Origin of the sequence: Acinetobacter sp. COS3 (assembly GCF_000475335.1) — a bacterium.
Classification (GTDB): Bacteria; Pseudomonadota; Gammaproteobacteria; order Pseudomonadales; family Moraxellaceae; genus Acinetobacter; species Acinetobacter venetianus.
In genome coordinates this window covers 187,726-206,464 of sequence record NZ_AXCD01000001.1, presented here as the reverse complement: position 1 = coordinate 206,464, position 18,739 = coordinate 187,726, and the positions used below count along the sequence as shown (strand labels likewise).

Sequence of the window (18,739 nt, the reverse complement as noted above, 5' to 3'; positions counted from 1 at the left end):
TACTAAGAATGCATCAGACATTAGTACCTTGAATACGACTGTAGCGAACCAAGGTAATGAAATCACAACACTTAAAGGTGGTTTCAACTTACAAACCAATGGTACGAATGCAGGTGCAATTAAAGCAGGTGATACTGTTGACATCGGTGTAGCTGATCCAACAGATAGCAACTTAACAGCAACTAAGACAGGTAATAATGTTGCATTTGCTTTAAGTAAAGACCTGACTTTGGATAGCGTAACAACTGGTCAATTAGCAGTTGGAAACGTTGCAATCGATAGTACGACAAATACGATCAAAGGCTTAAGTAATAAAGACTTAACGGCTGCTGATTTTGCGACACAAGGCCGTGCAGCGACTGAAGAGCAATTACAACAAGTGATCAGCAACAACATTACAGAGGTTGTTGATGGTAATGGTAATAAAGTCAACATTATTGATCAGGTTGTAAATACTCAACCAGACAATAAAAATCAGGACTCATTGTTCCTTACTTATGATAAGCAAGGTCAAGAAACGACTGATCGTTTGACGATTGCTCAGACTGTTCAGAAGATGAATACAGAAGGTGTGAAATTCTTCCATACCAATGCAGACACTTCTAAAGGTGATTTAGGTACGACAAATGACTCAAGTGCAGGTGGATTGAACTCAACTGCAATTGGTGTCAACGCGATCGTTGAAGCGGGTGCAGATAGTTCTGTTGCACTAGGTCACAACACGAAAGTTGCTGGCGCTCAGTCAATTGCGATTGGTAACGGTGCAGAAGCATTAGGTACTCAATCTATCAGCATCGGTACTGGTAACAAAGTGAATGGGGATCATTCAGGAGCAATTGGTGACCCAACGATTGTTGATGGCAGCAACAGTTACTCTGTGGGTAACAACAACCAAGTATTGACAGACGATACCTTTGTACTTGGAAACAATGTAACTCAAACAGTTGCTGGTTCAGTTGTTTTAGGTACGGGTTCGGCAGCGACTACAGGTGCTGGTGTTGCAGGTTATGCATTGTCAGCAGCAACTACAGCTGACAAAACTGCAATTAGCAACACTACATCTACAACTGGTGCAGTCGCAGTTGGTGATGCTGCAAATGGTATCTACCGTCAAATTACTGGCGTTGCGGCTGGTACAGCCGATGCAGATGCAGTTAACGTTGCTCAATTGAAAGCTGTCGGTAATCAAGTGGTTGAAACACAAACTGCACTTGTAGACAGCCTTGGTGGTAATGCGAAGGTAAATGCTGATGGTACGATCACAGGCCCAACTTATAATGTGGCTCAAGGTACTCAAACTAACGTTGGTGATGCATTAACAGCACTTGATCAAGCAATTGGCAATGCTGCAACCACGTCTAAAACAACAGTGTCAAATGGTGAAAACATTGTTGTGAATAAGACGAAAAATGCAGATGGTTCAGATAACTATGAAGTTTCAACTGCTAAGGACTTAACAGTTGATTCTATTGCAGCAGGTGATACTGTTCTGAACAATTCAGGCATTAACATTGGTAATAATGCTGTTGTATTAAACAACACTGGTTTAGTGATTGCAGGCGGTCCGAGTGTAACAACACAAGGAATCAATGCAGGTAATAAACAAATTACCAATGTTGCAGCAGGTACGAGTGCTACAGATGCTGTGAATAAAGGTCAATTAGACACAGCGATTAGCAATGTAAATAACAATGTTAATGAGCTTGCGAATAATGCGGTTAAATACGATGACGCAAATAAAGACAAAATCACATTAGGTGGTGCTAATGGCACAACCATCAGTAATGTAAAAGATGGTGAAGTTGCTCAAGGCTCTAAAGATGCTGTGAATGGCGGTCAGTTGTGGAATGTTCAACAACAAGTGAACCAAAACACAAGTGATATTTCTAACATCCAAACCAATATCGACAATATCAACAGTGGTAAATCTGGTCTTGTTCAACAACAAACACCAAATGGTGAAATCACAGTTGGTAAAGATACTGGTGGTACTACAGTAAATGTTGCAGGTAAAGATGGTGATCGTGTTGTAACTGGCGTTAAAGATGGTGCAATCAAAGCAGATTCTAAAGATGCGGTAAATGGTTCACAGTTGAATACAACGAACCAAAAAATTGCTGAGTATCTTGGTGGTGGAGCTGGGTATGACAATATTACGCAAAGCTTTACTAATCCTACATATAACGTAGGTGGTAAAGATTACAACAATGTTGGTGGTGCAGTAGATGCTTTAAATAAAGCAGATCAAGCATTGAATACCAAAATTGACAATGTAAGTAATCGTCTAGAGCAAGCTTTCTACTCAACAAACCAACGTATTGATGATGTAGAAAAACGTGCGAATGCGGGTATTGCGGCGGCAATGGCTTTAGAGGCAGCACCATTCGTACCAGGTAAATATACGTATGCAGCAGGTGCTTCTTATCATGGTGGTGAAAATGCAGTGGGTGTGACCTTACGTAAAACTGCTGACAATGGACGTTGGTCTATTACTGGTGGTGTTGCTGCGGCATCACAAGGTGATCCAAGTGTACGTATTGGTATCAGCGGTGTAATCGACTAATTCATTGTCGAGGAGAGTCATCTGACTCTCCTAGCTTCCAACAGATTAAGAGAGTAAAAAATGAAAAATATGATAAAAGCATTAGTATTTGGGATGGTTTCTACGATAGCAATCACTGCAATTGCAGATGATGAAGTGGTTGTTCAGCAAGAGGAAATTAAATTTCCTACGGTTGAAAAAAGTTACCTAAAACAAGTACAGCGTTATGAATATGACAATGTTGCACGCTTAGATACAGGTTTAACTAAAGACCAAATTCGATATATTTTGGGCAATCCTCAATTTAGCGAAGGGGTATTTTTTGTAAAAACGTGGAACTATGTGTTAGATATTCGCCAGCCAAATAGCCAAGATTATTTACGTTGCCAGTTACGCGTAGACTTTGATAAAAAAAATCTATCTGAGCGCTTATCCTGGAAAGGAGAGGCTTGTGAAGGTTTAATGGCTTGGGGTGCAAACAATCAAGTACCAAATGATGCAAATTTAACTGGAGCAAGATCAGGAAGCGTGTTCTTTGCATTTGATCGCTCAAATGTAAATGCAATCGAACAAGGTTCAAGTTCTGTGGCGGCAATTGCCGAGCGAATTAAGCAAAGTAATTCAACAGGTCCGATTACAGTTGCAGGTTTTGCTGATCCATTGGGTAAATTTTCATATAACCATCAACTTTCAGCACAGCGAGCGAATACAGTAGCGAAGCTTTTGGTAAATGAAGGTATTGATGTAAATCGTATTCAAATCCAAGCCAATAGCCAAACTGATTTATACCAACAATGTGCTGGTAACAAAACTAATAACCGTCTTGTTGGTTGTTTAGCTCCAAATCGACGTGTGAATGTCAGTTGGTAATTTACTTGTCTTGAAAAGGCTACCGTGAGGTAGCCTTTTTTATATCTAAATCTCATGGGGTTTTCTTTTGAGAACAATATTTTAAATTTAATTGCATTTTGTCGGCTAATTTTAAAAATATGTGAACTGTTAGACAATAATGATGTTTGTGATTAAAAAATAAACTAAAATCCGCATTTATGAAATAGCATGTTTCGATGTCAATTTCATGTATTTCAATAATTAAAGAAAGTATCTCATCAGTAGAGTGAATGAATCATTTCTCTCGACTCCAAAAGCTGATCAACGATGCTTCATTTTTATAGAAGCTTTCAAGGGGAAAGATATGTTGGACTCAAAAAACTTAGTTGTATTGGATCAAATGCTTGTCTTAACTAAAGAGGGTAAAAACGATTTGGTTTATGAAAATAATACTTTGCTCAAAGTAAAGATGTTTTCAAATCATCATATTGTTGTAGAGGATGATCAGCAGACGAGCTTTCTTTTAAAACGCCAAGATGAAAATATCATTTGGTCTTTTATTTAAATATATATCATATATCAAGAGCACCTTAATTCAAAAAAATTAGGTGCTCGTACTTGCTTGCTGCTTTAAATCCATCAGAATCGGGCAACATTCATTTTCAGTGGTTTTACACTCATCTAACCATGTTGAAAGACGTAGTTTGAGTCCTTGTAACTCTTGAATACGTTCATCAATTTTATTTAATCGCTGTTCGATGACATGACGTACTTCTACTCGATCTTCTAAATTTAAGGTTAATAACTCCTTAATTTCATTCAGTTGCAATCCAGCATCTTTGGCTTTTTGAATAAAGCTTAATGTTTCCAAATCTTGTTGATGATAATAACGATAACTTTGGGTGCTTTCAGGAATCCGCATTAAGCCAATCCGCTGATAATAACGAATGGTTTCAACATTGATATTGCAGGATTTTGCCAATTTCCCAATAGTAATATTCATTTTTTGTGCCTCATCGATTGCCAAAATAATGCTTGACTCTGTACCTAGGTACAGACTTTATGCTAAACCTATCCAAAAAGAAAAGATAGGTGTTGTCGTGGAACATCAAAAAACGTCATCATGCTGCTCTGGTAATAAAACAGCGATTGTGTATGAATATATTGATCCAGTATGTGGTATGCAAGTTGCTGAAACATCATCGTATTATTTTGACTACCAAGATATTCGATATCTATTTTGCTCAGCAAGTTGTCAACAGAAATTTAGTGCGCAGCCAGATGCTTATTTAAAAGCAAATCAAACTGACAAAACGTCATCTTCTTGCTGTGCTGAGGAAAAGCCGCAGAAACAATCAAGTTGCTGCGGAACGTCAAAAGAACAGCCTGTTGTTGCATCTGTGGAAAAATCTTCTTGTTGTGAACCAAAGCCAACTGAGGAAAAGAAAAGTTCATGTTGTGGAGGTGAAAAAAAGTCACAAATAGCGCAACCTGAAGGAAAAAAATCTAGTTGTTGTGGTGGCGGGCATACACATCAAGTTGCTGATGGAGATACAGAGATTGATCCTGTTTGTGGGATGTCAGTTAAAACCACGACTGATCTAAAAACAACGTATCAGGATAAAACTTATTATTTCTGTAATCCATCTTGTTTGGATAAATTCAACAATGATCCTGAGTTTTATCTTATTCCACCTGATCAGCGTCCTGTACCTGAAGGTGCAATGGATATGGATTATACCTGTCCAATGGACCCTGAAATTGTGCAGAAGGGACCTGGTACGTGCCCAATTTGTGGTATGGCGCTTGAGCCAATGCAACCTACTTTAGATGATGGGCCGAATCCTGAATTAGTTGATTTTAGTAAGCGCTTTTGGACGACATTGCCACTGAGTTTGTTGGTGATGATCTTGGCAATGGGTTCGCATATTCATGCTTTTATTTCTCCGCATATTCAACCGTGGATCGAATTGATTTTAAGTTTGCCTGTAGTGTTATGGGCAGGTTATCCAATTTTACAGCGCTGCTGGGTGTCTTATAAAACTGGACATCTCAATATGTGGAGTTTGATTGGTGTCGGTGTACTCGCTGCATTTATTTATAGTGTGGTTGCAACGATTTTCCCATCACTCATTCCAGTTGAAGCTAAAACTGGACATGGTGTCGCTGTTTATTATGAAGCAGCCTGTATGATCGTTTCATTGAGTTTACTCGGGCAAATTCTAGAGCTTAAAGCGCGTTCACAAACTGCAAACTCGTTAAAAGCATTGTTACGCTTACAACCAGCCAAAGCCAAACTTGTTCAAAATGATCAAGTCAAAGAAGTCGATATTGCCATGATTAAACAAGGCGATATTTTACAGATTTCTTCTGGGGAGCAGATTCCATTGGATGGTCTTGTGGTTGATGGCAAAACCTATGTTGATGAATCGATGATGACAGGTGAACCTGTTCCAGTAAAAAAGGAAAAGGACGATCAAGTGATTGGCGGTACGATTAATCAACAAGGTTCGATTCGTATTAAAACTACGGCAGTTGGAACCAATACAACGCTCGCCAAAATGATTCAGACGGTAGCTGATGCACAACGCTCCAAAGCGCCTTTACAGCGTATTGCCGATGTTGTGGCGAAGTATTTTGTGATCGCTGTATTAAGTATTAGTGTGCTGACTTTTATCGCTTGGATGGTTTTTGGTAAAGCCCAATTTGATTTGGCATTGATGTGTGCTGTTGCTGTACTGATTATTGCCTGTCCGTGTGCTTTGGGCTTGGCAACACCAATGTCTGTGATGGCGACAACGGGGCGTGCCGCACAGAAAGGGGTACTATTTAAAGATGCAGAAGCAATTGAATCTTTGAGCAAGGTGAATACCTTAATCATTGATAAAACAGGAACATTGACTGAGGGCAAGCCAAGTTTAAAAGAGATTCAACCGTTATCAAATGTGTATAGCCAAAGTCAGATTGAGTTGTGGATTGCATCAATCGAACAATATTCGACTCATCCAATTGCCCAGACGCTCACCAAACTTGTTGATTCAGATCAATTGTTGAATGTTTCTGATTTTGAAGATGTTACGGGCTTTGGTGTAAAAGGCACGATAGAAGGTAAGGCACTCTATATAGGTAGCCAAAAATTAGTTGAACAGCTCGGTTTAACGTTTAGTAGCGAAAAGTTGATGCAAGAGCTAGACCAAAAACGATCTCAAGGTGATGTGATTAGTTTCCTAATGTCTGAACAAGAATTGATTGCTTATGTTTCGATTCATGATGCGATTAAGGAAAATGCCAAAGCCGTGATTGATCAACTTCATGCAGATGGGATCGACCTGATCATGGCGACAGGTGACCATGAAAAAAATGCACAGATGGTTGCAGCTGCACTGGGTATTCAACAGGTATTTGGCAATTGTGATCCGAAGCAGAAGCTTGAAATTGTGAAGCAAGCACAGTCACAAGGTAAAGTGGTTGCAATGGCTGGAGATGGTATCAATGATGCACCCGCACTTGCTCAAGCCAATGTCGGCATTGCAATGGGCACAGGAACAGATATTGCCAAACAAACTGCACAAGTGACGTTGGTGAAAGGCGACATACAAGGCGTAGCGCACGCTTTACATATGGCAAAACTTGGTGTGAAAAACATGAAGCAGAACCTTGCGTTCTCATTTGTTTATAATGGATTAGGTGTGCCAGTTGCCGCAGGTTTGTTCTATCCACTCACTGGTTTATTACTTACGCCAATGTTCGCAGCTGTTGCAATGTCATTAAGTTCGCTATCTGTGGTAGTTAATGCGTTGCGATTGAATAAATCATAATCCTTTTTGTTTTAGCTCTATTCTCATAAATTGAGAGTAGAGCCACGTTTATTTTTGACTCAATTGACATCATCAAAATGAAACCAGTCAATTCTATTTTTATGCTTTATCCTTAACGTGAATAAAAACTATTGGGAAATAGCTAAGGATGGAATGGCAAATGAAAAATAATAAATTTACAAGGTTGATTAAACCTTTAGTGACTTCTTGTGTGATTGCATCAAGTTTAATTGTTATGAATGTTGGTCATGCAGCACCCGCAGAGAAATTAGACCTAACCCTTTCTACCTATTCGCAGAATAAAATAAAAAAATTACTTAATGATCCGAAGGTTTGGGATCAAATTCCCAAGCAAGTGACATTATGTGTGTATTCCCCAAGTGGCGAACATGGTGAGGCATTTGAGCAGGCGACTAGCTATTTAACAGAGATTCCTCGTATTGTGCGAATTGCAAAGCAGTATGGCGTGAATATGAATGTGACACGTCCATCTAATCTTCAAATGAATTTGAGTTTTGATTATCCGAAACTCAAAAAAACAGCGTCTACTTTGGTGACTTTAAAAGTTTATACCAATGAAAGTGTGTTAACTGAAGACTTCCGTAGCAAACGTTGTGATGGCGCAGGTATCAGTAATTTAAGAGCGAAACAGTTTAATAAGTTTGTTGGCAGTATCGATGCAATTGGTGCGGTGCAAACCTATAAACAATTAACTGCTGTGATTCAAACTTTAGCCAACCCAAAGTTTGATGAAAAAATGGTTAATAAGGATTTTGAGGTTGTCGGTGTAGTGCCATTAGGTGGTGCGTATATTATGGTGGGAGATCGTAATATCAATACACTGGCAAAGGCAGCAGGCAAGAAGATTGCGGTTTTACAATTCGATGAAACTCAAAAGAAACTGGTTCAAAATGTTGGTGCGCAGCCTGTTGCAGTCGACTTATTAACAGTCGGGCCAAAATTCAATAATAAAGAAGTTGATATTATGGCCGCGCCAGCAATCCTGTTTGAACCGATGGAACTGCATCGAGGTATGACTGACAAATCAGGTAAAGTTGTTGGTGGAATTATTAAGTTTCCAGTCATTCAGGTCACTGGAACCTTAATTATGCATCGTAATAAGTTTCCTGCTGGGATGGGATCAATCGCCCGTGAAATCATTTCAAAACAATTAACACCAGCATTTAACTTTGTGGATAAGCTTGAAGGTCGCATCCCTGATAAATATTGGATGACCTTAAATGAAAGCGATAAGCCGGGTTATGTGCGCTTAATGCGCGAGGCACGCATTCAAATGACCAAAGAAGGTTATTATGATCCAGATATGATGAAGCTACTTAAACAGATTCGTTGTTCGCAAGATCCTACGAATTATGAGTGTGCTTTAAAAGATGAGTGATTAATATAAATGCTTATAAAGATGGAATGATTGTTTAGAAAAATAATCATTCTGTCTTTTTATCTTAATTAAAATTTATTTAAAAAACTAATAAAATTATAGCGAATTAATATGACAACTTTAGCTAGATAGCTTTGCTAATGTTATATTTAGCGGTAGAAAATGAATAAGATATCTTTTTAACTTAATAATAAGTATTAATTTAAAAAGGAAGTAATTTTAAGTTATTCGTTTTATTTTAAATATTATAGAAAATAAATTGCTCCAGAGATGCCGCTGCATGGTCGTTACCCTGAACCCGATGAGTTCAAGGTGGAGGTGACGCATATTTAACGGGTTTCCTACTCAAGGTAGGCATACACTCAAAATATACAGAACACATCCATAAATTTAAGTATCGGCAGGGGACTAGACGTACTGGCGAACACCCTAGAGACAGTTTTAGTATAACTGATCTTTACACGATGGCAATGTTTGCAGGCCACATATCTGTAAAGATACTTACTAATTGATGGGGCTTTGTGCAATTTTACTCAACAGTTTGTTCAACATCTTCCAAAATCGTTTGGAGTAAGTGTTCGCAGTGTGCATATTCTTGCAAAGACTTATTCAAACTGAACACTTCTTGAGCCATTTGTAGAGCAACCATGATCACAAGTTTGTTGTGTTCAACACGCGGTGCATTACGACGCATATCATGAAATTTCTGATTTAGTAATTCTGCAGCACGCTCTAACTCTTCACGCTTGTCTTCAGTTGTATTGAGACGAAAAGTTTGTTCTATTAAACGTAGCTCAACAACGATCGCTTCACTCATGATCAAATCTCCTCTTGTGTTTCAGCATTCGGGTGAGCAAGTTGCTGAATTTCCTGTGCGTGTTGATCTTGAGCAGTACCTAAAATGGCAAGACGTTGAATGATGGCTTCAACTTTAGATTTTGCCAATTCATTCTTTTGCAATAATCGATCACGATCCTGCTGTAAGTCTTGGATTTCTTGCTGACTGTGTCTCTGTTGTGCTTGTAATTTTTCTTTATTAACACGTAAATCATTACGCTCAGCCAAGATTTCTTGGAAGCGATTTTTAAGATCAGTGGTACTTTTTTCTAAACGGCTATAACGTTCAGCTAAAGTTGTTGCATCAGTATTCAGTTGTTTAAATTGATCTTGTAACTGAGTTAGTTGTTCAGTTAAGTTATCAACTTCTTCCTGCTTTTGCGTGATGATGCTATTTTTTTGCACGATTTGTGCATGATGATCAGTTTCAGCTAATTGTTTAGCCTCAGTGAGCGATGTATTTTCTCGCTCAAAATGGTGTAAGCGCGTTTTTAAAACACCAATATGCGCTTGTAGACGCTGTAATTGTTCTAACATAACGAAGGTCGCACAGAGTTGCAATCAAAGGTAATATATACAGCAGTATAGAGATTGGATAAACGAATGCAAGACGATATTTCAGGTTGGACGGAATGGAATGCCCATTTTGATGGGATTGAAGAAATTTCAAGTCCAAGTGAGTTACACGGTTTACTAACAGGTATAGTTTGTGTGACACAAGCACCGACCTCTGATGAATGGTCACAAATCTTAAACACCTTAAATGTGCCTGTTTTACAACCAGAAGCACTCGAAAGTTTAACTGACGAAGCTGAAGACGTGGCACATGCTCTGTCAGATGATGAACTTGATTATCTACCAATGCTTCCAGATGATAGCCATTTACTTGTAGATCGTGTTCAAGCATTAGCTGATTGGTGTGCAGGCGTTGTGCTTGGTTTCGGTTTGGCTTCTGGTCATATTCGTGGAGAAGAACAAGAGCTGATTGAACATTTACAAGATGTTGCAGCAGTTGAGTTTGAAGACTCGGATAATGATGAAGAAGGTGAAGAAAGCTATCAGGAATTGTATGAGTTTGTTCGTTTAATTCCTGTGAGCTTGTCAATTGGCCGTATCAAGATTCCTGTAAGTGAAAGTTCTTTGTTGAAAAATTTCCATGCAAAAAGCAGAAATCAAGAAGCGCCTGTTGATCCCCAAACGGTCGTAGAAATGTTTACACCACATCGTCCGAGTTAAGACGGTTTTAAATCTCCCTAAATCCCTCTTTATAAAAGAGGGACTTTCTAGTTGTAGGATAATATGAAACTAAGTCAAGCCGATTTCAAACAACGCCGTGATCTTCTCGCACAGAAAATAGGAAGTAACAGTATCGCTATCATTGCGACTCGAGCAGAAATGTATCGTAATCGTGATGCTGATTATAAATATCGAGCGGACAGTAGTTTTTATTATCTAACTGGATTTGCAGAGCCAGAAGCGGTTGCGATCATTGAAACCTTTGACGAAGGAAAAGATTATAGCTATAGCTTATTCTGCCGTGAACGTAACCGAGAAATGGAAATTTGGAATGGCTATCGTGCTGGGATTGATGGTGCAATTGAAATCTATGATGCTGATGAAGCTTATGCAATTGATTTGCTTGATGAAGAAATTATCGACAAGCTATTAAACAAACAACGCCTTTATTATCGTATCGGACAAACTTCAGAGTTTGATGCGCGAGTAAGCCAATGGATTCAAAAGGCGGATGCACAACAGCGCCGTGGTGGTGCAGCGCCAGCAGAAGTGGTTCAATTGGATCGTATTGTTGACGAGATGCGTTTGAAAAAATCTGCACAAGAAATTGAGTTGATGCAGATTGCATCGAATATCAGTGCAGAAGCGCATACGCGTGCAATGCAAAGCGTAAAACCAGAGATGATGGAATATGCGCTTGAAGCAGAACTGAATTATATCTTTGGTAAAAATGGTTGTGTACCAGCCTACAATAGTATTGTCGGTGGTGGAGAGAATGCGTGCATTTTGCATTATGTTGAAAACAATAAACCATTAAAAGATGGTGATTTGGTTTTAATAGATGCTGCTTGTGAATATGAATTCTATGCATCTGATATCACTCGTACTTTCCCAGTCAATGGTAAGTTCAGTCCTGAGCAAAAAGCACTTTACAATATTGTATTAGATGCACAACTCGCTGCGATTGATGCAACACGTATCGGCAATCACTACAAATATCCACATGAAGTCGCTGTAAAAATTTTAACTCAAGGTTTGGTTGATCTTGGCTTACTTAGCGGTAATGTAGATGAGTTGGTTGAAAGTGAAGCATTCCGTCAATTCTTTATGCATGGCACTGGGCATTGGCTTGGTATGGATGTGCATGATGTGGGCGCTTATAAGCATAGCGAAGACTGGCGTGCTTATGAAGCAGGTATGGTAGTCACCGTTGAGCCTGGTTTATACGTCGCACCTGATGATGAAACAGTTGAGGCGAAATGGCGTGGTATTGGGATTCGGATCGAGGACGATATTGTCGTGACTGAAAATGGACCATTGGTTTTGACGAAAAATGTAGTTAAAACTGTTGAAGAGATTGAGCTATTAATGGCACGTTAAGTCAGATATATTGATCTAAAGGCTCATTCTAGGATAAGCCTTTTTTATTAGTTGAATTAAAATAAAACATAGACCAAACAAAGTACAAATTCCCATCCTGATTTAAGTTAGAGTAAGATAGGCTAGGGTCTATTGATAGTTCACAAATGCTTGCGACAGTGGACATTTTTTAGGTGATACAAGGCATGGCTTATGCAATTTAGTCATTCTAAACAAATAAGCCATAACGCCGTAGCAACAAAAAATGTCCCTGTCCCGTAGGGTTATGGCAAAAACTTCCTTAAACTTTGTTATGAAACTTGACAAGGGGATGGCCATTGCCTACGTTTCATGCCTCGTTTAAGTTGTTTTAGCCTATAACGCAACGCATAGATGAACTATCAATAGACCCTTAACATCAAGTCATGAAAAACTGATAAGGAATAATATTATGCAGCAACAAGTCATCATTGTCGGTGGAGGTATGGTTGGACTCAGCCTTGCTCTAATGTTGGCAAAATCTAATATCGCGGTAAAGTTATTAGAAGCTGTGAAATATCCAAACTATGATGATGAAAATGTGGCCCCTTATCATTCCAGTTTTGATGCACGTAATACTGCATTGTCCCGCCGTAGTGTACAGATTTACCAAAAATTAGGCTTGTGGGATGCTTTACAGCAACATGCGACCCCAATTTTACAAGTGCATATCACAGAGCAGGGTAGCTTTGGTAAAGCACGACTTGTCGCAGAGCAAGAAAAAGTTGAAAGCTTTGGTCAAGTGATTGAAAATGCTTGGCTTGGTCGTGTTTTGCTCACTCAAGTTCGCCAACAACCGCTGATTGAGTTGATTGATGGCGTACAAGTCACCTCATTGACACAAGATGATGATGCTGTACACATTGAAGCCATGCGTAATGGTGAATATATCCATTCCTTAAGATCCAAGTTGGTGATTGCTGCCGATGGTCGTGATTCATTCTGTCGCCAAGCGATTGGTGTCGGTGTAGATGAACATGATTATGACCAAGTCGCCATCGTGACCACGGTTCAAACTTCTAAGCCACATCAACAAGTCGGCTTTGAGCGCTTTAGTGCGTTGGGGCCGTTAGCACTGTTGCCGTTACCCGGTGAATACCGCCGTTCAGTGGTGTGGCCTGTGAGAAAAGGCACTGAGGCAGAATGGTTAGGTGAAGAAAATGATCAACACTTCCTCGATGCTCTACAGCAAACCTATGGTGATCGTGCAGGAAAGTTTGAAAAAACAGGCAAACGTTTTAGCTATCCATTGTCGCAAGTGTTAGCAGATAAGCAGGCGGTTGGACGTGTGGTACTGATGGGTAATGCAGCACATACCATTCACCCAGTTGCGGGGCAAGGCTTCAATTTATGCTTACGTGATGCAGATGTATTGGTGCGTTATTTGATGGAGCAATTGGCGAAATCAGATGATATTGGCAACCCAGATAATTTACTCGCTTATGAACAAGCACGTTTAACTGATCAACAACGTGTGATTAAGTTCTGTGATTCTGTGGTACGTGGTTTTAGTAATCAGAATCCAATTCTAAAATTATTACGAAATACTGGGTTGATTGCATTTGATGTGATCCCTGGAATTAAGCCTTTGGTTGCCAACTATGCGATGGGACTAAAAGCATGAGTGAAATGTTAGACGTTGTGATCGTTGGTGGTGGCTTGGTCGGTGGTCTAACGGCATTACTGCTTGCTCAGGGTGGCGTTCAAGCGACAGTATTGGATGCTGCACCTGTGTTAGATCAAGAGAAAACTTTAGCTGTGATGAATCCGCGTGTATTGGCACTGAGTCAGGCGACCATTCATTTATTGAAAACAGTTGATGTCTGGAATGATTTAGCCCGCCAAATGCCCTATTCAGGTATGCAAGTCTGGAATAAAAATGGTTATGGTGAAATCAATTTTGGCCATGCCTCTGAACAGGAACCTCAATCAGATCAGGCTCTAGGTTCAATGGTCGAGCCAAGTGTTTTGAATGTAGCGATTCAGCAAAAAATGCTGCAACAACTTAAAGACTATCGCACCCAAGTCAAAGTCATTCGTATTGAGCAAATTCCACTAGGTTGGTCGATTCAACTTGCTGATGGCACAATTCTTAAAACCAAGTTATTGATCGGTGCGGATGGCGCAAACTCATTTGTACGTGAGCAGGCTTATATTGATCTAGATGTGTTGAACTATAAACAAGCTGCGATCAGTTGTGCGATTAAAACGGCGCAACCCAATCAATATGTCGCTCGTCAAATTTTCCTTCCTACAGGCCCATTGGCGTATTTACCAATGGCGAGTCTAGATGCACAGGAAAATGGCTATTGGCAGTCGATTGTCTGGACTTTACCTGATGATTATGCTGATGAGTATTCAGCACTAACTGATCACGATTTTATGCGATTGCTTACTCAGGAAAGCTTACAAATGTTAGGTGAAGTTGTTGATGTTTGCTCTAGAGCGCAATTTCCACTCAAAGCACGTGCGGCGCAACGCTATATTAAATCAGGTTTAGCATTGATTGGTGATGCAGCACATGTGATTCATCCTTTAGCTGGACAAGGCGTGAATATTGGTTGTCTTGATGCTGCTGTGTTATGTGATGTGTTACTGCACGATTTACAACGTGGAGTGTGGGCTAACGAGCAAACTTTGTTGCGTTATGAGCATCAGCGTAAGGGGCAAAATGATGCGATGATGCACAGCATGTCGGCGATTGGTTGGTTGGAAAGCTCGGAATTATTTCCATTTGTATGGGCGAGAAATTTTGGCTTAAAACAGGTTGAACAGTTCGATTGGTTTAAGGATCGTTTTATGCAACAGGCGAATGGCTTAGGTGCATTGAAGCAGACACGTTACGCTTGCTAAAAAATAGTAGATATTTTTTAAACAATCATTTATAAATCAGAGTGAATTTGGTCGTAAAAAATACGATTTAACAAACATTATGCTTTGCGAAATGAGAAGAGCTTGCTAAATTTCACCAAGTTCTGATGACCAAATAGCGATGATGAAAATTTAGTCATTGTGGGGAGAGTAATATGACGGAAATGAATGATTACGACGAAAATACAGAAGATTCTGCTGTAGACGATGAAGAGGCGAAAGCAGCCGAAAGTGGTGCAGATAATGAAGAATCTAGTGCGAATGATGCTGATCTTGCTGAAGCTGAGACATTAACTGTGACTGCAAAGCAAAAGCAACGTCAAGCTTTAGAAGATGAAGTGGCTGCATTTCTTGCGCGCGGTGGACGCATTACTGAAGTGCCACCAGATGAACATCAAGATTAAGTCAAATGTCGAATAAAGACATCAAAAAAGCATCACGATTGTGGTGCTTTTTTTTGCTGATGTGATTCAATTCATGTTCACATTCATGTGGTTGATGTAATTCTTTGAGAATGCCACATTGCTCAATCGTTCTGTGTTGAGAACATTGCTGTTTAAGATGAGTTAGGTCTTGCTGTAGATGTTGAAGATTTTTAATTTTTTGAGCAACGTCTTTGAGATATTGATCAACAAGTTGATCGACTTCAATACAGGTTTGACTTGGGTTTTCTGCTAAATCTTTGAGCTTTTGAATATCCTGTAAAGTAATGCCCAATTCACGACAATGTTTTAGAAATAATAATTCTGAAAGCATTTGCTCGGAATAATAACGATAATTTCCTTCTGTTCGCTTTGCCTTTTCTAATAATCCAATTTTTTCATAATATCGAATGGTATCAACAGAAACGCCTGATTTTTTAGCGAGTTGCCCAATTGTAAAATTAATCATACTTGACTCTGGAGTTACTCAAAGGTTTTTAATGACTATAAAAGATAATGTGAGAAAAGTCATGGCGGGATGTGGATGCAATACAACGACTGCACCAACACAAAAGATTAGTCCAAAATTTAGAAAGGCATTGTGGATTGCTTTGGTTCTTAATGCAGCAATGTTCTTTGTGGAAATGATCGGGGGATCTCATGCACGGTCAGTATCCTTATGGGCAGATGCTCTCGATTTTGCTGGGGATGCAGCCAACTATGCTATTTCCTTGGCAGTGTTGTCGATGACGCTGTATTGGAGAGCAACAGCAGCTTTGCTAAAAGGAATTACCATGACCGCATTTGGTGTGTTTGTGATTGCAAAAGTGATCTGGTCATGGTGGTTAGGTTTAACACCTGAACCGATGTTGATGGGAGCTATTGGAGTTCTTGCATTGATTGTAAATGTCAGCGTGGCATTGTTGCTTTATGCTTTCCGTGATGGTGATTCAAACATGCGTTCGGTGTGGCTATGCAGTCGTAATGATGCGATTGCGAATATTGCAGTCATTATTGCTGCCGTTGGAGTGTTTGGTACTGGAACAATGTTCCCTGATTTATTGGTTGCTTTTATTATTGCTTATTTGGGTGTTTCTTCAGGTTTGAGTGTGATTAAACAGGCGAGAGCTGAAAGAAAAATTGATCAAAGTAAGCTTATGTCAAAAGCTTAGCAACGTTGAAAAAATTACTGGAGTCGCCGTGCGATATGATTCAGGTAGTATTCAATATCAATTTTTCTATAACCCAATAACTGACCGATTCTACGTTCGATTGTGGGTTGAAACCTTTTTGTAGTAAAGACTGCTCTAGTATCGATAGCAATTCATTAAGATGAGATTTTGGAGCATTCTTATAAATTAAACAAAGCGGTATAGTTTTATACGCATGTTGTGTTGGGAAGGTCTTCATAATCTTTTTTAAATTGTCAGAATTTAAATGGGATAAGAACTCATCTGGAACTTCCTCATAAAAAAGGGCAATAGGCTTTTCACCCGAAAGTAGTAACTCAAGTTCTCTACCTTCGTGTGGGCCTAAGGTTGGCGGAAACTCTATTGCGATTTTAAGTCTGTTATGGTGTTTTAATTATCGTTTTGCGTTAATTCTAAAGCGCGCTGATACGCCACTTTCTTTTTAATACCTGTCAAATCAGCAGCCAATTGTGACGCGGCTTTTACTGATAAATCTTGCAATAAGCGCTTTAACAATTCATCCAACTTATCTTGCTCCAAGTCTTTTTCAGCAGATGCACCACCAACCACAACTACAATTTCACCTTTTTCTTGATTGTGGTCATTTTCAATAAAAGTTACTAACTCTTTTAGTGTCATTTTTTTGATGGTTTCAAAGGTCTTTGTGATTTCACGAGCAAAACCAACAGGACGGTCTTCACCAAAAACTTGAACCATATCTTGAATACAAGCCAAGATACGATGCGGTGCTTCGTAGAAAATCAACGTTTGAGTTTCATCTTTCAGTTTTTCGAGTTGGCCAATACGTTGAGATGCTTTAGATGGTAAAAAGCCTTCAAAGCTAAAACGATCACTTGGTAAACCTACAGCACTTAACGCAGCAATTGCAGCACATGCGCCTGGTACAGGAATCACTCGAATCCCATGTTCTTGTGCTGCGCGAACTAACTTAAAACCGGGGTCGCTGATTAGCGGTGTACCCGCATCACTAATTAATGCAACATTTTCACCATTTAGCATTTTTTGGAGAAGTTGATCAATTTTGTTACTTTCGTTGTGATCATGACACGCTGTTAACGGAGTTGAGATATTATAGTGCTTAAATAACTGAGCAGACTGACGAGTGTCTTCTGCGGCAACTACCGAAACCGACTTTAAAATATCAATTGCACGAAAGGTCATGTCATCTAAGTGCCCAATCGGGGTTGCTACAACAAATAATTGAGCACTCATATAAGGTAACTCCATAATGTACTTGAAAAAATATTGGTTGCTACTGTGTTTGGCAGCATCTATCAGTCCAACTTACGCGGACGTCTTGGTGATTCTACCCGAATCTGGTGCAATGGCGCGAGCTGGTGACAGCATCAAACGTGGTTTCTTGAGTGCTTATACAGCATCTGGTAGCAAAGAAAAGCTGATTTTTGTTGATTCCACAACTAATAGTATGGATAGCATTATCAAGAAAAAAACGAACAATAAGACAAAATTAATTGTTGGACCATTGGCTAGACCGCATATTGAACAAATGATGGAATTGAGTCCTAAAGTTCCTGTTTTGGCGCTCAATGATGTTAACAAAGAAGCTAATCATATTTGGCAATTTAGTTTAGCCAAACAGGATGATGCGGCTACGCTCAATCGATTGCTGAAGAAAGATAAAATTAAGAAATTATATGTTTTACGTCAGTCTGGTTTAGAGTCTGCAACTGAACTTTTTATGATGGCATTGATGACAGAGTTCGGTGATGGTATTGAGTTTATCAATGAACAACCTAAAAAATTATCTAGAAAAGAAGGTTTGCTGCTATTAGGCAATCACAATTGGATAGAACAGTTAGGGCAATTACCCGAGCGAAATATTTACGCGACCCCGATTAGCATTGAACAAGGACGGTCAATCCCGTTAGGTCTGAGTTTTTGCGATACACCAGCGTTGTACAATGGGCAATGGGCCGATTTGATCGAAGCATATAAAGAGCAACCAGAAAATATGGCATTTCAGCGCCTACTGGCATTTGGAGGAGATGCGTGGACGATTACGGAGCAATTCCTTAATCATTCAGATGATGAGCATTTTTCATTTTCAGGTCGCACGGGGCTAATAGAGATCAATAATGCTAAAATACGCCGTCAGCCAACATGTTATCAACAGCAGAAAAATGGTATTCAGACTCTCTAACTAAGTTAAGACA

The 18,739-nt window shown here is 39.5% G+C and carries 16 protein-coding genes, 1 other RNA gene and 2 pseudogenes; 12 read left to right on the top strand and 7 right to left on the bottom strand.

Annotated elements, in window-relative coordinates:
* The 3 genes from IO68_RS18285 to IO68_RS18275 form a co-directional block, all read left to right on the top strand.
* The coding region (locus IO68_RS18285) for a YadA-like family protein (protein WP_023012444.1) at positions 1-2,563 on the top strand (2,563 nt) is incomplete at its 5' end.
* 60 nt (positions 2,564-2,623) lie between these two features.
* Positions 2,624-3,412, top strand: coding sequence for a trimeric autotransporter adhesin/peptidogylcan-associated protein TpgA (tpgA, locus tag IO68_RS18280; protein ID WP_023012443.1), 789 nt, complete (start codon positions 2,624-2,626; stop codon positions 3,410-3,412).
* 325 nt (positions 3,413-3,737) lie between these two features.
* Positions 3,738-3,938, top strand: coding sequence for a hypothetical protein (locus tag IO68_RS18275; RefSeq protein WP_023012442.1), 201 nt, complete (start codon positions 3,738-3,740; stop codon positions 3,936-3,938).
* Between the two features lie 39 nt (positions 3,939-3,977).
* Here IO68_RS18275 and IO68_RS18270 read toward each other — a convergent pair whose 3' ends face one another.
* Positions 3,978-4,376, bottom strand: coding sequence for a MerR family transcriptional regulator (locus tag IO68_RS18270; RefSeq protein WP_023012441.1), 399 nt, complete (start codon positions 4,374-4,376; stop codon positions 3,978-3,980).
* A gap of 97 nt (positions 4,377-4,473) precedes the next feature.
* On the opposite strand from IO68_RS18270, the gene IO68_RS18265 reads away from it, so the two are divergent.
* Together IO68_RS18265 and IO68_RS18260 are read left to right on the top strand one after the other, a co-directional pair.
* Complete coding sequence (locus IO68_RS18265; RefSeq protein WP_023012440.1) at positions 4,474-7,191, top strand: heavy metal translocating P-type ATPase; 2,718 nt, start codon at positions 4,474-4,476, stop codon at positions 7,189-7,191.
* Positions 7,192-7,351: 160 nt separating this feature from the next.
* On the top strand, positions 7,352-8,590 hold the full coding sequence (locus tag IO68_RS18260; protein ID WP_023012439.1) for a putative solute-binding protein: 1,239 nt from the start codon (positions 7,352-7,354) through the stop codon (positions 8,588-8,590).
* 257 nt (positions 8,591-8,847) lie between these two features.
* Here the strand turns inward: IO68_RS18260 and ssrS are convergent.
* The 3 genes from ssrS to IO68_RS18250 all read right to left on the bottom strand — a co-directional run bounded on the left by ssrS (position 8,848) and on the right by IO68_RS18250 (position 9,964).
* Positions 8,848-9,029: non-coding RNA, 6S RNA (gene ssrS, locus IO68_RS33505), on the bottom strand.
* Between the two features lie 90 nt (positions 9,030-9,119).
* Positions 9,120-9,407, bottom strand: a complete 288-nt coding sequence (locus IO68_RS18255) for a cell division protein ZapA (RefSeq protein WP_007483594.1) — start codon at positions 9,405-9,407, stop codon at positions 9,120-9,122.
* Between the two features lie 2 nt (positions 9,408-9,409).
* Positions 9,410-9,964 (bottom strand): hypothetical protein, encoded by a 555-nt coding sequence (locus IO68_RS18250; protein WP_007483593.1) that lies wholly within the window; start codon positions 9,962-9,964, stop codon positions 9,410-9,412.
* Positions 9,965-10,030: 66 nt separating this feature from the next.
* Between IO68_RS18250 and IO68_RS18245 the strand changes: the two genes are divergently transcribed.
* The 5 genes from IO68_RS18245 to IO68_RS18225 all read left to right on the top strand — a co-directional run bounded on the left by IO68_RS18245 (position 10,031) and on the right by IO68_RS18225 (position 15,336).
* The gene (locus tag IO68_RS18245) at positions 10,031-10,663 is read left to right on the top strand and encodes a UPF0149 family protein (RefSeq protein WP_023012438.1); all 633 of its coding nucleotides are present in this window, start codon (positions 10,031-10,033) and stop codon (positions 10,661-10,663) included.
* 63 nt (positions 10,664-10,726) lie between these two features.
* A complete protein-coding gene (gene pepP, locus IO68_RS18240; RefSeq protein ID WP_023012437.1) occupies positions 10,727-12,043 on the top strand; it encodes a Xaa-Pro aminopeptidase in 1,317 nt (438 codons plus the stop codon).
* A gap of 430 nt (positions 12,044-12,473) precedes the next feature.
* Positions 12,474-13,685 carry a 2-octaprenyl-6-methoxyphenyl hydroxylase gene (gene ubiH, locus IO68_RS18235; protein WP_023012436.1) on the top strand — a complete coding sequence of 404 codons (1,212 nt, stop codon included), beginning with the start codon at positions 12,474-12,476 and terminating at the stop codon, positions 13,683-13,685.
* Positions 13,682-14,914 carry an FAD-dependent monooxygenase gene (locus tag IO68_RS18230; RefSeq protein ID WP_023012435.1) on the top strand — a complete coding sequence of 411 codons (1,233 nt, stop codon included), beginning with the start codon at positions 13,682-13,684 and terminating at the stop codon, positions 14,912-14,914. The genes ubiH and IO68_RS18230 overlap by 4 nt, the downstream gene beginning before the upstream one ends.
* 173 nt (positions 14,915-15,087) lie before the next feature.
* Positions 15,088-15,336, top strand: coding sequence for a hypothetical protein (locus IO68_RS18225; protein WP_004880831.1), 249 nt, complete (start codon positions 15,088-15,090; stop codon positions 15,334-15,336).
* 32 nt (positions 15,337-15,368) lie between these two features.
* Here IO68_RS18225 and IO68_RS18220 read toward each other — a convergent pair.
* Positions 15,369-15,823, bottom strand: a pseudogene (locus tag IO68_RS18220) (MerR family transcriptional regulator).
* Between the two features lie 61 nt (positions 15,824-15,884).
* Between IO68_RS18220 and IO68_RS18215 the strand changes: the two are divergent.
* A complete protein-coding gene (locus tag IO68_RS18215; protein ID WP_023012433.1) occupies positions 15,885-16,526 on the top strand; it encodes a cation transporter in 642 nt (213 codons plus the stop codon).
* A 14-nt stretch (positions 16,527-16,540) separates the two neighbouring features.
* Here the strand turns inward: IO68_RS18215 and IO68_RS34085 are convergent.
* Positions 16,541-16,914 (bottom strand): annotated as a pseudogene (locus tag IO68_RS34085) (hemin receptor).
* Between the two features lie 20 nt (positions 16,915-16,934).
* Positions 16,935-17,777: a 16S rRNA (cytidine(1402)-2'-O)-methyltransferase gene (rsmI, locus tag IO68_RS18210; RefSeq protein ID WP_023012432.1), complete on the bottom strand. Its 843-nt coding sequence runs from the start codon at positions 17,775-17,777 to the stop codon at positions 16,935-16,937.
* 16 nt (positions 17,778-17,793) lie between these two features.
* Between rsmI and IO68_RS18205 the strand changes: the two genes are divergently transcribed.
* A complete protein-coding gene (locus IO68_RS18205; RefSeq protein ID WP_023012431.1) occupies positions 17,794-18,726 on the top strand; it encodes a penicillin-binding protein activator in 933 nt (310 codons plus the stop codon).
* Positions 18,727-18,739 lie beyond the last annotated feature (13 nt).

Bases quoted from the DNA above. Each gene is read 5' to 3' on its own strand.
- tpgA (WP_023012443.1), top strand. From the start codon at position 2,624: ATGAAAAATATGATAAAAGCATTAGTATTTGGGATGGTTTCTACGATA.
- IO68_RS18275 (WP_023012442.1), top strand. From the start codon at position 3,738: ATGTTGGACTCAAAAAACTTAGTTGTATTGGATCAAATGCTTGTCTTA.
- IO68_RS18270 (WP_023012441.1), bottom strand. From the start codon at position 4,376: ATGAATATTACTATTGGGAAATTGGCAAAATCCTGCAATATCAATGTT.
- IO68_RS18260 (WP_023012439.1), top strand. From the start codon at position 7,352: ATGAAAAATAATAAATTTACAAGGTTGATTAAACCTTTAGTGACTTCT.
- IO68_RS18255 (WP_007483594.1), bottom strand. From the start codon at position 9,407: ATGAGTGAAGCGATCGTTGTTGAGCTACGTTTAATAGAACAAACTTTT.
- IO68_RS18250 (WP_007483593.1), bottom strand. From the start codon at position 9,964: ATGTTAGAACAATTACAGCGTCTACAAGCGCATATTGGTGTTTTAAAA.
- IO68_RS18245 (WP_023012438.1), top strand. From the start codon at position 10,031: ATGCAAGACGATATTTCAGGTTGGACGGAATGGAATGCCCATTTTGAT.
- pepP (WP_023012437.1), top strand. From the start codon at position 10,727: ATGAAACTAAGTCAAGCCGATTTCAAACAACGCCGTGATCTTCTCGCA.
- ubiH (WP_023012436.1), top strand. From the start codon at position 12,474: ATGCAGCAACAAGTCATCATTGTCGGTGGAGGTATGGTTGGACTCAGC.
- IO68_RS18230 (WP_023012435.1), top strand. From the start codon at position 13,682: ATGAGTGAAATGTTAGACGTTGTGATCGTTGGTGGTGGCTTGGTCGGT.
- IO68_RS18225 (WP_004880831.1), top strand. From the start codon at position 15,088: ATGACGGAAATGAATGATTACGACGAAAATACAGAAGATTCTGCTGTA.
- IO68_RS18215 (WP_023012433.1), top strand. From the start codon at position 15,885: ATGGCGGGATGTGGATGCAATACAACGACTGCACCAACACAAAAGATT.
- rsmI (WP_023012432.1), bottom strand. From the start codon at position 17,777: ATGAGTGCTCAATTATTTGTTGTAGCAACCCCGATTGGGCACTTAGAT.
- IO68_RS18205 (WP_023012431.1), top strand. From the start codon at position 17,794: ATGTACTTGAAAAAATATTGGTTGCTACTGTGTTTGGCAGCATCTATC.